Below are 13,866 nucleotides of genomic sequence, written 5' to 3'. Positions count from 1 at the left end.
GAGAACAAAAGATATTATGTTGATTACACAGGCACCGGCAATACATTAAATGCCAATTTGCCGAATGCCCTGCGCCTGATCATGGATAGTTTGCGCTATTGGATCATAGATATGCAGATTGATGGATTCCGTTTTGATCTCGCTGCTACACTTGCCCGGGAATTAAAGGAAGTGAATAAACTAAGCGCCTTCTTTGACATTGTCTTCCAGGATCCGGTAATTTCTCAGGTGAAGCTTATTGCTGAACCCTGGGATATAGGAGATGATGGCTACCAGGTCGGTAAATTTCCACCTGGCTGGGCGGAATGGAACGGGATGTTCAGGGATCACATGCGCAGGTTCTGGAAAGGTGAAGAGAGCACACTTGCTGAATTCGGCTTGCGATATACCGGAAGTCCGGATCTTTATCTCAATGATTACAGAACACCAACAGCCAGCATTAATTTTATAACCGCACATGATGGTTTCACATTGCTTGACCTGGTTTCATACAATGAAAAACATAATCAGGCCAATGGAGAAGAAAACCGCGACGGACTGGATCAGAATATATCATGGAACTGTGGCGCGGAAGGGCCTACGGATGATCAATCGATTATCCAGCTGCGGAAACGCCAGCAGCGAAATTTACTTGCTTCTGTATTACTTTCACAAGGTGTACCCATGCTGCAGGCGGGTGACGAAATGGGCCGGACACAGCAAGGCAATAACAATGCCTATTGCCAGGACAATGAACTTTCATGGATTGACTGGCAAAAAGGTGATCAGGAGTTGGCTGCATTTACAAAGAACATGATCCGGTTGCGTAAAGAACACCCCACTTTTTCCCGTAAACATTGGTTCCAGGGAAAACCAATTAAAGGCCTGGGAGTCGCTGACATCGCATGGTTCCTTGCTGACGGAAATGAAATGGCGGATGAACATTGGAATGAGCACTATGCGAAATCACTGGCAATTTACATGAATGGAAAATCCATTCAGCTGGTAAGTCCTACGGGAGAAAAATTAGTAGACGGCACCTTTTATGTAGTATTCAATGCTTCTAACGATGCAATTGACTTTAAACTTCCGGATGACAGTTTTGCATCTGACTGGACGAAAGTGCTGGACACTTCACAAAACGTTGCGAACGAAAACAAAGAGCAGTATAAACCTAATGACACACTGCATGTGGAAGGCCACTCAATCGTTGTGCTCAAGCACGACAATATACAAAGCAATAACGGGTTAACGCACGTTGCTACCTTGAATTATGAAAGTGCATAATATGTATATACAAATAAGCTAAAAAAGAATGGAAGAAAAATACCTCTGGTGGCAGAAAGAAATTATTTATCAGATTTACCCGCGTTCTTTTCAGGACAGTAACAATGATGGCGTTGGTGACTTGCAGGGTATTATGAATCGCCTGGATTACCTGCAGGAACTGGGGATTAAAATCATCTGGATTTCGCCTATATATCCCTCGCCTATGGCTGACTTTGGATACGACATTTCAGATTATGAAGACATTGCACCTGTGTTTGGAAACATGAATGATTTCGATGCACTCATAAAAGAGATTCATAAGAGAGAAATGAAGCTCATTCTTGACCTGGTTCCCAATCATACATCCGACCGCCATCCATGGTTCATCGAATCACGCTCATCACGCGACAATCCTAAACGAAACTGGTATATATGGAAAGATGCGCGTGAAGGCGGAAGTGTGCCGAACAACTGGATGGCCGCCTTCGGCGGTAGCGCGTGGGAATGGGATGCGCAGACCGAACAATATTATTATCATGCATTTTTAAAAGAGCAACCTGACCTGAACTGGCGTAATCCCGAAGTACAGGAAGCCATGCTGAACATGATGCGCTTCTGGCTCAATAAAGGTGTAGATGGTTTCCGGATTGATGTTATGTGGCATATGATCAAAGATGAGCAGTTCCGTGACAATCCAGTAAATCCGGACTACCAGAACCACATGCCTACCTGCGACATGGTCTTTCAGGTTTATTCAACCGACCAGCCGGAAGTGCATGCCATTGTAAATAAAATGCGCCAACTGATGGATACATACTCCGAACGAATGATGATCGGAGAAATATATCTCCCCATTAATAAACTGATATCGTATTATGGAACATCAGATAGCAAAGGCGCACACTTGCCTTTCAATTTTCAATTATTAATGCTGCAATGGGACGTACGCAAAATCGCCCTGGCCATTACAGAATATGAAGGTTCCTTACCGGCTGAAGGCTGGCCCAACTGGGTTCTTGGTAATCACGACCAGGTACGGATTGCAAGCCGCATCGGTAAAGACCAGGCCCGGATAGCAGCCATGTTGCTGCTAACACTGCGCGGTACTCCTACAATTTATTATGGCGAAGAACTGGGCATGCGCGATGTGCCTATCCCCTTCGAAGAAGTATTGGATCCACAGGGATTAAATATGCCGGATAAAAACCTGAGCCGCGACCCTGCGCGTACGCCTATGCAGTGGGACAACTCAGTAAATAGCGGCTTCACTACTGCAAAGCCGTGGTTGCGATTACACAGGAATTACAGAAGTCACAACGTTGAATCCGAACGAATGGACAAAACTTCAATGTTGAGTTTATATAAGGAACTGATTGCGTTACGGCAGTCCGAAGCTTCCTTGTTATACGGACATTATATCCCTGTATATACAGACCAGCAGATGATTGCCTATATACGCCATGCAGAAGGAAATGACCGCTTTCTGGTTATTCTGAACTTCACACACAAACCATGTTATTTTAAATCTCCGCACGAAATTTACAACGGTACAATTGTATTGTCTTCTTCACCTGATTTGGTGGGGCAATCCATGCATTACGCCATCGCATTATATGGAGACGAAGGTGTTATTATTCGCTTAGAAAACTGATAATTTTTACCCCTATGAATACAGGCATACATTATTATTCCGGTGAATCGCGCTGCCGCTTTACCGTATGGGCGCCGCTAAGAGAACGCATGGTCTTGCACATTACACATCCTGAAGAACAGACGCTGGAAATGAAGAAACAAAAGGACGGAAACTTTATTCTGGAGGTGTCGGATATAGAACCTGGTAGCAGATATTATTTCATGCCGGATGGAAAGAAAGACTTACCCGACCCTGCTTCTCACTTTCAGCCGGAAGGTTCTAACGGCCCCAGTGAGATTGTTGACCACCAGACTTATCTATGGAACGATCATTTATGGAAAGGAATTCCGTTTAAAGACCTCGTTATTTATGAACTGCATATCGGAACATTCAGTTCCGGCAGCACATTTGAATCAGCAATTCCCTTATTAGATAATTTAGTTGCTACTGGTATTAATGCTGTTGAATTGATGCCTGTAGCACAATTCCCTGGCACGCGTAACTGGGGCTACGATGTTTTATATCCATATGCCGTACAACATTCGTATGGAGGGCCGGAGGGATTAAAGAAATTTGTAGATGCCTGTCATCAGAAGGGCATTGCTGTTATCCTTGACGTTGTATACAATCATTTAGGGCCCGGCGGTGATTTTTTTTCCGAATACGGACCTTATTTTACAGACAGGTATCATTGCCCGTGGGGCGATGCCATAAACCTCGACGGAGAATGGTCTGACGGAGTCCGTGATTATTTTTCAGACAATCCGTTACATTGGTTCACTCACTATCACATAGATGCCCTCCGCCTTGATGCCATGCATACGATATTCGATAATGGTGCTGTATCTGTATGGCAATTGATGCATGAAAAGATCCATGCATTACAGCAGCAGCTCGGAAAGCATTTATATATGATTGCTGAAAGTGATCTGAATAGTCCTCGTGTGTTGAAAAATCCTGAAAACGGTGGTTATGGATTTGATGCACAATGGCTCGATGATTTTCACCATGCTATATATGTGTTGCTGAACCCTAAAGACAACATTCGATATAAGGACTTTGGTCGCCTGGAGCAGCTTGCAAAAGCATACACGGATGGGTTTGTACATAGCGGTGAATATGTAGAATTCCGCAAACGCAGGTATGGAGCCTCCAGCGCTGGTATTCCGGGAGACAAGTTTGTAGCATTCATCAATAATCATGACCAATGCGGCAACCGTGTCGGCGGCGAAACATTAAGCCGTTTGCTGGATTTTGATCGTCTTAAACTTGCTGCTGCAGCATTATTGTTAGCGCCATATGTACCTATGCTATTTATGGGAGAAGAATATGCAAGCGACCGGCCATTCTTTTTTTTCGTGGATTATGCCAACGAAGAGCAGGCAAAAATAATCAGTAAAGTAAGAAAGGAAGAATTCAGCAAAGTAAATAATACAGGTGAAATGCCCAATCCGATTGCCGAAGAAACGTTCCGTGATTGTATACTTGACCATGAACAACGTCGCAAAGGGAAATATAGGGTCATGCATGAGTGGTATAAAAAACTCATATCATTACGAAAAAAAAATACCATTCTAAAAAACTTCAACAAAAATAATATCCGTACACAACTGATTGCAGAAGATGTGTTGATTATATATCGCAAGGATGACCATGCATTTAACCATATAATCATATTTTTTAATTTTTCGGAAAAGGTTCACTCTTATGTATTACCGGATTATGGTTTTATATGGTGTAAGCTGCTTGACTCTACAGATCCTCTGCACGATGGCGAAAAATGCGAAGACCTGATTCATACACATGAACCTGGTGATGAAATAACAATACCTGCTTTAAGTGCATTGCTATATGGACGTTATAAATAACAAATTCATCGTAAGGAAGGTAAAACAGCCTGTCCGAAATCATTGATAAAATCATCCTGCAAGGTATTTACATTATGCAGGATGATATTATCAACCCCCAGAGTTTTTATCGGGGATATCAAATCAATAAAAAACTGAGTGCTGGACGCCACGGGAATTTTTAAAATTACGTCTTCTTCTGTGACATCCTCTGAAGCTGCATCAAAATGTTCAACCGTGTAAAGATCATCAAGTTTATCTTTAGAGATACTATTTGAACGCCATTGATGATAAGCATGCTCTCTGGCAACTTTCTCATCACGCGCGTATGAAAATGCCATTTGTATATGCACTGGTTTACCCGTTCCGCCATGATTCCGGAATGCCTCAATAACTTTGTACATTTCTTTCTCTTCCTGATATATGGTCAATAATCCATCAGCCCAATTTCCCGCCCATTGAGCAGTTTCAGCTGATAGCGCTGCACACATAAGTCCGGGAGCCTTTTCTGGAAGGGTATAAAGCTTTGCTTCATGTACTTTCACCAGACCAAAATGATTTACCGTTTCACCTTTCAGTAATCGTCTGATCACATCTGCACATTCGAGCAACCGTTGATTACGAGCTTGCTTGTGAGGCCATGGTGTTCCGGTAATATGTTCGTTCAAGGCTTCTCCGCTACCCAGTGCAACTTCAAGTCTTTCAGGATACATCTCCGTTAATGTGGCAATAGCCTGCGCTACAATGGCTGGATGATAGCGCTGTCCGGGAGCAGTAACAATACTGAATGGGAAGCGTGTTCCCTCCATGGCCGCTCCCAGCCAACTGAATGCAAAACCGCTTTGCCCCTGTCGCTTACTCCAGGGATGAAAATGATCCGATGAATGACAGGCAGTAAAGCCAGCCTGCTCAGCCAGCTTTACGTATTTCAGCAAATCTGACGGACTGAATTGTTCATGTGAAGCATGATAAGAAATATGTAACATATAATTAACCCAAATTGATCTGTTCTCCTTATTTAAAAATTAACAAATACATTCCAGATAAAACATGGCAAATGGAAAACATACAACACATATTTTTTTTATTTAAACAGGAGAATAATAAAACAGCATAATTTTATTAATACCTTAACTAATAATCAATGCATTTGATCCAGCTATTATTACCGCTCACGTATAATGAAGGGCAATCATTCAGCGAAGAATTATTCAATGCTGTAGAAGAAGATCTCACGTATCATTTTGGAGGCGTCACATCCTACATACGCACACCTGCAAAGGGTTTATGGAAAGAAACAGCAAAAAATACCGTCCATGACGAAATCATTTTAATTGAAGTAATGGTCAATGAAGTCAATAACGCTTTTTGGACTACCTATAAAGTAAAATTAGAGCAGCTTTTCAAACAATCCGAAATCATCATACGCTCCTCACCCATTGAACTGCTTTAATTCATGCTAATTCCGTTAATTTACGATCCCGTGGCCGATACCGGATACTGAAATAACTGCTTACAATATTAATTACTGTCGACACACAATTAGATACAATAATAACCGGGTCGTTACGCAAAACACCATATACAACCCAAAGGATTCCACCGACAAAAAGAACAGCCAGCATTAAATAAGATACATCTCCCGCTTTGGTCGTCCGGATCATTTTAATCAATTGAGGCAACAACGAGAGTGTTGTGCAGATACTTGCCAAAACACCAATAATAACAGCTATGTCCATAACAGTAAGGTTTAAATATAAATAAGATTTAATTTTTAATACCATCTAATTTGCGAGTGGCTTTTCGCCATCCTTTTTCCAGAAAATGTGGCGCATTGAACCGGTACCCCAGACTTACAGAAACACTCGCGAAATTTGTTTTAATACTGGCGCCTTTTACCCGCATAATATTAATATCACCGTTAAAACTTACACCAGCAAATAAGCGCTGGGAATTATAACCAAAGGCAGTTGTGGTTTCTGTATACAAATTGGCATTGCTTCGCCAGGAGCTGTGTACACCAGACTGCGTGTCATATTGATATTCAATAAAATTTGCCATGATGAAATAATTCAATGCAAAATAAAACCGTTTGAAGATAACAATATTCACCCCTGCACCTGTCCCTGCTTTAAGCAGGAGTGCGTGAATAGACTTAATATCATCAAAGGATTCAAACTGTAGTGTCTGTACGCTTGACAAAATAGTGGAGTCAGAAGAATAGATTGTCGTATAATTAATTCCGCCTTTCAACAAAAAACCTATCCGGCTTTTCAGTTGCCGTTCATTATAAGTGAGTGGTGCATTATATGAAAATTTCCGCCAGGAAAAATTATAGATGCCGTTCACACCTATGTTTTTATAATTCACATCCGGCCGTACATAATAATAGCTTCCGGTATCCCAGGGAACATAAGTGGGTGCATTGTTATCATAGTATCCTTCATATCTTCGATACTCAGCAGCAAGCGTAATACGGGGCTTACGCACACGCAAGGTTATACCTGTGCTCGCGGACCTGCCTTTACGGGAATCTTCCTCAGGACCGAAAGGTGTTTTAAATGCGTAATGAATATAAATAGATTTATAGGCCAAAGTAAAACCAAGCAGGTCTGAGAAATTCCCTCTGAAATCACTTCTGTATTTGTCGTAAGAATCATTTACCGGATCAACAACAATCTGCATCAATGGTGATGCTGTATAAATACCCAGACTGATATACTGTGGATATGACATTACAAAATTTGTATCCGGCATTGCTTTTATTTTTTTTGTCTTAGTAGCCTGTGCATGAACCCGCGTATACAGTGAAGCCATCATCAAATACATAATAATAAATAAGTAACGCATATTAAATAAAATTAAATCATATAAAGAAGTTACAAAAAGAATTTCAGCTCTAAGTGCTTACATGGAAAACATAAAACAAATACTGTTTTTTTTGAAACATACTGCACACACTGATCTCTACATTTGAATAACTTAATCTTTAGAGCTATGGATATTGCAAAAACCCTTTCGTCAGCTATTGGCGGAACCAGTCTGATGAGTCTTTTCAGTTATCTGATTTCTGAAACCAGGCACAGGAATTTTAAAGAACCGGAAATTCTCAGTGAACTGATCCAGCGGGTTCTTCCGGACATAAAAGATAAACAGGCAGACCTGGCAGGCTGGGCATTGCATTTTACAGCAGGCACTGCATTTACAGCGATCTATGATCAGATCTGGGAGAAAACATCTATCAAGCCAAGTATAAAATCCGGAGCTGTGATGGGCGCGTTAAGCGGCCTGGCAGGAATAGCAATATGGCGCGCAACAATAGCCATGCACCCGAAGCCTCCAATGAAGGATTACCATTCTTATTATAAACATTTGTTGCTGGCTCATATATTCTTCGGCATAGCAGCTGCGGTATCCTATAAGTACACTGAAAAAATTAAAGAAGAGTAGAAAGTTTATGAAAAAGATATTTACCGAAAATGGATTATCTATTGCCTTTATTTTGTTATTCCTCATTTCCATTACCGGGCAATTTTTTGCGGGACATAAAGAATATAATACAGAACGGGCTGAAGCAGGTCGTACATCCGTTAACTACAGTGAGTATCTTTCTTCCGGCCATTTTATTGAAGCCACATTTGAAAACTGGGAAAGCGAATTCCTGCAGATGGCTTTATTTGTGGTATTAACTATTTTCCTCAGACAAAAAGGATCGTCAGAATCAAAGGCGTTTGATAAAAAGGAAGCAGTTGACAGAGAACCTTCCAGACTGCACAGGCACGTGCCCTGGCCGGTTAAAGCCGGAGGATGGATCCTGAGTATCTATAAGCATTCTTTAACAATTGCTTTATCTTTATTATTCCTTATTTCATTTGCGCTGCATTTCTACGGCAGCCTGAAAGATGAAAATGAACAGCGCATAGAAAAGCATAAGCCCACAGAAACTGCAGCTCAATATATAAGCAGTTCTAAATTCTGGTTTGAATCTTTTCAGAACTGGCAAAGTGAATTTCTATCCGTCTTTGCCATTATTTCTTTATCTGTTTTTTTAAGACAACAAGGGTCTTCGCAATCAAAACCTGTTGATGCACCTAACAGCGAAACCGGTGAGTAACGAACTAATCATAAAGAAATGGAAGATATATTTATAGAAATTTTCGGGACAGGAAAAGAACTTTCTCCACTGCAGATGAGCTGCAGGGCAATTGTCATTTTCATAATAGCATTAGTACTGATCCGGATATCAGGCAGGCGTTCATTCGGAATAAAAACACCGCTTGATAACATCATCAGCATTTTATTGGGCGCCATTTTAAGTCGTGCTGTAGTTGGTGCCTCACCTTTCATACCTATCGTAACCGCCTGCCTGGTGCTTGTAATCATTCACCGTTTTTTAGGATGGATCAAGATAAAAAATACTTCTGTAGGGAAATTTGTGGAAGGAAGTAAAATCTTATTATTTGAAAATGGCCGGTTTATTGAAAAGAATATGAAACGCGCGCTGGTATGCCAGGAAGATATTATGCAGGCAGTCAGAAAGTCTGCATTAACAGATCACCTTGAACGAATCGACAAAGTTTATATGGAACGTAACGGAGAAATCAGCACCATAAAAAAACAATCTTCCTGATTTATAAGAAAACTTATTCCTTACAATCCTTTATTTTCTTAATCGCAGCCTTTACGCCGCCCCATCTTAACGGTTTAAAAACCTTACCTTCATGTTTATTATAATCGATAAAAAACTTTTCAATCTGAGTCAGAATATTTTTATTAAGCTCTTTGAGATCTGTAATGTCTGCATAGAGCTGCGACTCTGTTGAAACAGCTATTAACCGATCGTTACGTATGGCCTTATTTTTTTCTGTCTGCGTAGCTTCCAGTATCCCTACCAGTCGTGCCGAAACAAGACATCCCGGATACGTTTGCCCCTCAATTAATACCAGCACATCCAGCGGATCGCCGTCCTCGCAAACGGTATTTGGTATGAAGCCAAAATCAAATGGAAATTCATAGCCAAGAGGCAATGTTTTCTTCAGTTTAAATATTTTCAGGTCGGGATCGTACGCATATTTATTGGCTGAATACTGAGGCGTCTCAATCACCACATGCACAATTTCATTTTTATGTACTTTTAACGTTTTCAAATTCATGATTTTCCGGATTATTTTTCAGATTCCTTTACAATTATTTTATGAAACTGTTTTAAGATTTCCTCGATATAGAAACGCTGAACTTCTTCGGGCTCCATTTTTTCAGGCTCCAGTCTTGCAGTTTTTAATATTTCATTTTTAAATACAATTGAATAATAAGCAAACAGTTTATTTCCCGACTCCGGAACAGGAGAAGCATAACCAGTCACAGCAATCCCCCAGTCGCTGTGAAACATGACAGATACATTAAGCGCCATTTGTTCCGCAATTTTTTCTGAAACACAATTGTTCGTTAATGCATGAATCGGCTCAACGTTCAAATGCCGGGCTTTCTGCCCAAGATTATACGTTGTGATCCCGCCCTGAAAAAAAAGCGAGGCATTTTCTGCACTCGCAAAAGCCGATTGCAAAAGACCTGAAGTAACACTTTCCGCAACTGCGATCGTCTCTTCATGTTCCACTAATGTTGCTTTAATAGTAGCAATTAACTTTTCATCAAACATAACTTATATGCAAAATTATTTATGCGATAATACTGCATACAGATGCTTGAAAGCTTACATAAAATTTAGTATTTATTATATAAACATGATATTAAACAACAAGGTGCAGTACTACTTATCTTTTGTTTATTATCAATTCATCTTAATCACAAATAAAAAGAATGAAAAACTATAATTATTTCGATTTTTAAAACAACACTTGTAATTTTTTATTTATATAACTATGTAAAACTAATGCAATCATTCAACTAAATAATAAAGCTATGTTTTACCATGTAAAAGAACTTCAATTCAATGCACGTGTATCTAAGCCAGATCCGCGTTTCGCAAAATTATTACTTGAGCAGTTTGGCGGTGGCAATGGAGAATTAAAAGCTGCGATGCAATATTTCGTTCAGGCATTCGGAGCAAAAGATCCCTACCCGGATAAATACGACATGCTGATGGATATTGCAACAGAAGAATTCAGTCACCTTGAAATTGTAGGAGCAACGATTCAAATGCTTCTTACAGGTGTTAATGGCGAATTAAAAGATGCTGCCGGTACAGATGAAATCATGCAGTTGCTGGATGGAAAAACAAAAAAAGAATCGTTCATTCATGAAGCGATGACAAACCCGCACTTTCTTGTAACCAGTGGCGGCGGACCTTTAGTAACAGATAGTAACGGAATACCCTGGTCGGGCGCTTACGTAAATGCCATGGGCGATCTGACAGTAGATTTGCGTTCCAACATTGCAGCAGAATCAAGAGCAAAAATCGTATATGAATATCTCATGAAACTGACGGATGACCCTTATGTAAAAGAAACACTGGGTTTTCTTATGACACGTGAAGTAGCACACTTCCAGATGTTCCAGGCTGCACTTAAAACCATTGAACCAAACTTTCCGCCCGCTGTATTGCAAAGCGACCCTCGTTACAGCAACACATATTATAATTTATCAAGTGGCAATGATTTCCGTGGCCCATGGAACGAAGGTGTAAGCCCGGGACTTGGAGAAACCTGGCAGTACATTGAAGATCCATTGAAACAGGTTATAGAAACGAATGGACTGCTGGACCTTGAGCCCAAAGGAACCAAACGTACACTTGAATCTATGCAGGAAGCCGACAAAAAATTAAGCGCGATCAGAAGTAGCGAAGTAAAAGAAGTTTCTCCGCCAGCAGAAAATCAATGGTCAACGTTTTTAACAGAGGAACAGAAATAAATGACCGGCGCACAGCAAGATCAACCCACCGCTGATAACCATACAGCGAAAAAGATTGATGTAAATTATTATACCGATCCGCTTTGCTGCTGGAGCTGGGCATTTGAAGAAAGCTGGCAGAAACTGCAGCTGGAATTTAAAGGCTCGTTGAATATCCGGTATATCATGGGCGGACTCATTGCAGACTGGAAAATTTTCTGCGACCCCTTAAACAATGTCTCGAAACCTGTACAAATGGGCCCTGTATGGATGGAAGTAAAGCATACTACAGGAGTCCCGATCAATGATCTGATCTGGATCATTGATCCGCCGGCTTCTTCATACCCTGCCTGTATCGCAGTGAAAACAGCTGCATTGCAATCTGCTGATGCAGAAAGAATATACCTGCGAAAAGTCCGGGAGGCTGTCATGATACACGGCAGCAATATAAGTAAGCATGAAACATTGCTTGCAATAGCCCAGGAAACGGCAGCAGAATCACCTCAAGTGTTCAATGCCGAACAGTTTGCGAAAGAATTCAATGGAGAAAAAAGCATTCAGGCCTTCCGGGAAGATCTGCAAAAAGTAAGATACCATCAGATCTCCCGCTTTCCGACAATTACAATGTCTTATGGAGGCAAAGGAATATTGATCGCAGGCTACAGGCCTTATGATGTATTGCTTGAAGCAGTTTATACGATATGTCCGGATTTAAAAGTTACAGCAGAATAAATTATCTATTAAAAAAATAAACGCTTGTAAGCATGAATCAATAATAGATCATCACCATGCAAACTATGACAGGTAACCAGAGTCTATTACATACAAAAAACAAAACCTCAACCAGCTTCCTGATTGAGGTTTTGTTTTTTTGTGGAGTCGGAGAGATTCGAACTCTCGTCCAGAGAAGGCCACTATCGTATCTTCTACATGCTTAGCCGACTGTTCATTTTCGGGCTGTAGCAGGTCACCGGCAACCAACTATAACCTTAGTTACTTAATTTCGCGAAGTAGCCGCAACTTCTACTTCCCTAGTCCTGCTGTTCGACATCTCAGTTCACCGCCCGCAAAACAAAAGCGGCGCGAGATGTGGCCGGGTGCTGTTCTTAACAGCTCCACTTGACGCTCGTTATTACAAACTCAGTTCGTAATTAAGCAGCCATGGCGTAAGATTCTTCGCCAATTATTGTTTAGAACTATCTTTTAAGGCTCTCATCCCATGAGCCTGCATGCTTACACACGTAATCACTCAACCTGTCAATTCCTGTCGACCCCATTTCGTGTTTAAGGGATATAAATGTACGATTATTTTAACAGATGTTTTATATTTTAAGTTCGAAGTTTTGGAAACAAGTAATCAGTTGTCAGTATACAGTTAGTCAGTTTCACTGCAACTAACAGTTATACGCATTTAGGTGGTCAATAAAACGCTGATGTCTTGAACACAAATTCCACAAAAAGTTATTTGACATACATGCAGGTTTTTACTGAATAAGTCCCCATAAATCAGTATCTTTACTGCCGGTTAAAGTTCCCTGCCTGAAACACTCCGGGATTTTTTATTATTCCACCACCTTCACCCGCAGTTCAGCCGTAGTTTGCCCGCAGTTCACCCGTAGTTCACCCGTAGTTGAGCCCCGCCAATACCATGGTAATCCTATACCACTCTCATACCAACAGCATGGAACGCCCCCGGTATACGCTGCGGTATCCTACCCTCACACCAGATTATACACTGCTTTTATACATCCACTCCCATTCTTCTACTTTCATGAATCTGAATAGGTTACGCAGACTAAATCCACTTTTAAACGATTCTGTGTACAACTTTTCATGCCCGTTTATGTACTTATTCGTAAATTAGCAGTATGGATAATTTCATTGTTTCGGCACGTAAATACAGACCGGCTACGTTTGACAGCGTTGTTGGACAAGGTCATATTACGACAACGCTAAAAAATGCAATTAAAAACAATCACTTAGCGCAGGCATTTTTATTCTGCGGTCCAAGAGGTGTTGGTAAAACCACCAATGCGCGTATTCTGGCAAAAACCATCAACTGTACCAATATTACAGCGGATATTGAAGCCTGCGACGAATGCGAATCCTGCAAGAGTTTTAACAACAATGCCTCGTTCAATATTCAGGAACTTGATGCTGCATCCAACAACTCGGTAGACGATATCCGTAACCTGGTTGAACAGGTGCGCTATCCTCCGCAATACGGAAAATATAAGATCTATATCATAGATGAGGTTCATATGTTGTCTACAGCTGCATTCAATGCATTCC

Annotated in this window: 15 protein-coding genes and 1 other RNA gene; 10 read left to right on the top strand and 6 right to left on the bottom strand. The window is 40.9% G+C overall.

Translation table 11 applies throughout. The features are described 5' to 3' along the window. The 3 genes from ACTHJT_RS05760 to treZ form a co-directional block, all read left to right on the top strand. The coding region (locus ACTHJT_RS05760) for a glycogen debranching protein (RefSeq protein ID WP_440237046.1) at nt 1-1,266 on the top strand (1,266 nt) is incomplete at its 5' end. A 28-nt stretch (nt 1,267-1,294) separates the two neighbouring features. Then, nucleotides 1,295-2,899 carry an alpha-amylase family glycosyl hydrolase gene (locus ACTHJT_RS05755; protein WP_440237045.1) on the top strand — a complete coding sequence of 535 codons (1,605 nt, stop codon included), beginning with the start codon at nt 1,295-1,297 and terminating at the stop codon, nt 2,897-2,899. Nucleotides 2,900-2,913: 14 nt separating this feature from the next. Then, complete coding sequence (gene treZ, locus ACTHJT_RS05750; RefSeq protein WP_440237044.1) at nt 2,914-4,749, top strand: malto-oligosyltrehalose trehalohydrolase; 1,836 nt, start codon at nt 2,914-2,916, stop codon at nt 4,747-4,749. A gap of 5 nt (nt 4,750-4,754) precedes the next feature. Here treZ and ACTHJT_RS05745 read toward each other — a convergent pair whose 3' ends face one another. Then, nucleotides 4,755-5,714, bottom strand: a complete 960-nt coding sequence (locus ACTHJT_RS05745) for a TIGR03885 family FMN-dependent LLM class oxidoreductase (protein ID WP_440237043.1) — start codon at nt 5,712-5,714, stop codon at nt 4,755-4,757. A 164-nt stretch (nt 5,715-5,878) separates the two neighbouring features. Between ACTHJT_RS05745 and ACTHJT_RS05740 the strand changes: the two genes are divergently transcribed. Further along, nucleotides 5,879-6,181, top strand: a complete 303-nt coding sequence (locus tag ACTHJT_RS05740) for a hypothetical protein (protein WP_440237042.1) — start codon at nt 5,879-5,881, stop codon at nt 6,179-6,181. Nucleotide 6,182: 1 nt separating this feature from the next. Here ACTHJT_RS05740 and ACTHJT_RS05735 read toward each other — a convergent pair whose 3' ends face one another. Together ACTHJT_RS05735 and ACTHJT_RS05730 are read right to left on the bottom strand one after the other, a co-directional pair. After that, on the bottom strand, nt 6,183-6,467 hold the full coding sequence (locus ACTHJT_RS05735) for a SemiSWEET family sugar transporter (protein WP_440237041.1): 285 nt from the start codon (nt 6,465-6,467) through the stop codon (nt 6,183-6,185). Nucleotides 6,468-6,495: 28 nt separating this feature from the next. After that, nucleotides 6,496-7,485 (bottom strand): DUF4421 domain-containing protein, encoded by a 990-nt coding sequence (locus ACTHJT_RS05730; RefSeq protein WP_440237047.1) that lies wholly within the window; start codon nt 7,483-7,485, stop codon nt 6,496-6,498. Between the two features lie 240 nt (nt 7,486-7,725). Here ACTHJT_RS05730 and ACTHJT_RS05725 point away from each other — a divergent pair, with 240 nt between their 5' ends. Genes ACTHJT_RS05725 through ACTHJT_RS05715 form a run of 3 tightly spaced genes read left to right on the top strand, consistent with a single transcriptional unit; the run spans nt 7,726 to nt 9,358 of the window. After that, complete coding sequence (locus tag ACTHJT_RS05725; RefSeq protein WP_440237040.1) at nt 7,726-8,178, top strand: hypothetical protein; 453 nt, start codon at nt 7,726-7,728, stop codon at nt 8,176-8,178. 7 nt (nt 8,179-8,185) lie between these two features. Next, nucleotides 8,186-8,842 carry a DUF6766 family protein gene (locus tag ACTHJT_RS05720; protein WP_440237039.1) on the top strand — a complete coding sequence of 219 codons (657 nt, stop codon included), beginning with the start codon at nt 8,186-8,188 and terminating at the stop codon, nt 8,840-8,842. An 18-nt stretch (nt 8,843-8,860) separates the two neighbouring features. Continuing rightward, nucleotides 8,861-9,358: a DUF421 domain-containing protein gene (locus ACTHJT_RS05715; protein WP_440237038.1), complete on the top strand. Its 498-nt coding sequence runs from the start codon at nt 8,861-8,863 to the stop codon at nt 9,356-9,358. Between the two features lie 13 nt (nt 9,359-9,371). Here ACTHJT_RS05715 and ACTHJT_RS05710 read toward each other — a convergent pair whose 3' ends face one another. Beyond that, complete coding sequence (locus ACTHJT_RS05710) at nt 9,372-9,881, bottom strand: inorganic diphosphatase (protein WP_440237037.1); 510 nt, start codon at nt 9,879-9,881, stop codon at nt 9,372-9,374. An 11-nt stretch (nt 9,882-9,892) separates the two neighbouring features. Next, nucleotides 9,893-10,384, bottom strand: coding sequence for a CinA family protein (locus ACTHJT_RS05705; RefSeq protein ID WP_440237036.1), 492 nt, complete (start codon nt 10,382-10,384; stop codon nt 9,893-9,895). Nucleotides 10,385-10,647: 263 nt separating this feature from the next. Here ACTHJT_RS05705 and ACTHJT_RS05700 point away from each other — a divergent pair, with 263 nt between their 5' ends. Continuing rightward, a complete protein-coding gene (locus ACTHJT_RS05700; RefSeq protein WP_440237035.1) occupies nt 10,648-11,595 on the top strand; it encodes a manganese catalase family protein in 948 nt (315 codons plus the stop codon). Further along, nucleotides 11,596-12,306 carry a DsbA family protein gene (locus ACTHJT_RS05695; RefSeq protein WP_440237034.1) on the top strand — a complete coding sequence of 237 codons (711 nt, stop codon included), beginning with the start codon at nt 11,596-11,598 and terminating at the stop codon, nt 12,304-12,306. A gap of 139 nt (nt 12,307-12,445) precedes the next feature. Here ACTHJT_RS05695 and ssrA read toward each other — a convergent pair. Further along, nucleotides 12,446-12,849: a transfer-messenger RNA gene (gene ssrA / locus ACTHJT_RS05690) on the bottom strand. Between the two features lie 593 nt (nt 12,850-13,442). Here ssrA and ACTHJT_RS05685 point away from each other — a divergent pair. Beyond that, nucleotides 13,443-13,866, top strand: a 424-nt coding sequence (locus ACTHJT_RS05685) for an AAA family ATPase (protein ID WP_440237033.1), incomplete at its 3' end; no start/stop codon positions are given.

It is taken from the genome of Cytophaga sp. (assembly GCF_051961495.1).
In the GTDB taxonomy this organism is placed as follows: Bacteria; Bacteroidota; Bacteroidia; order Cytophagales; family Cytophagaceae; genus Cytophaga.
This window is presented reverse-complemented; position numbering and strand designations above follow the sequence as displayed.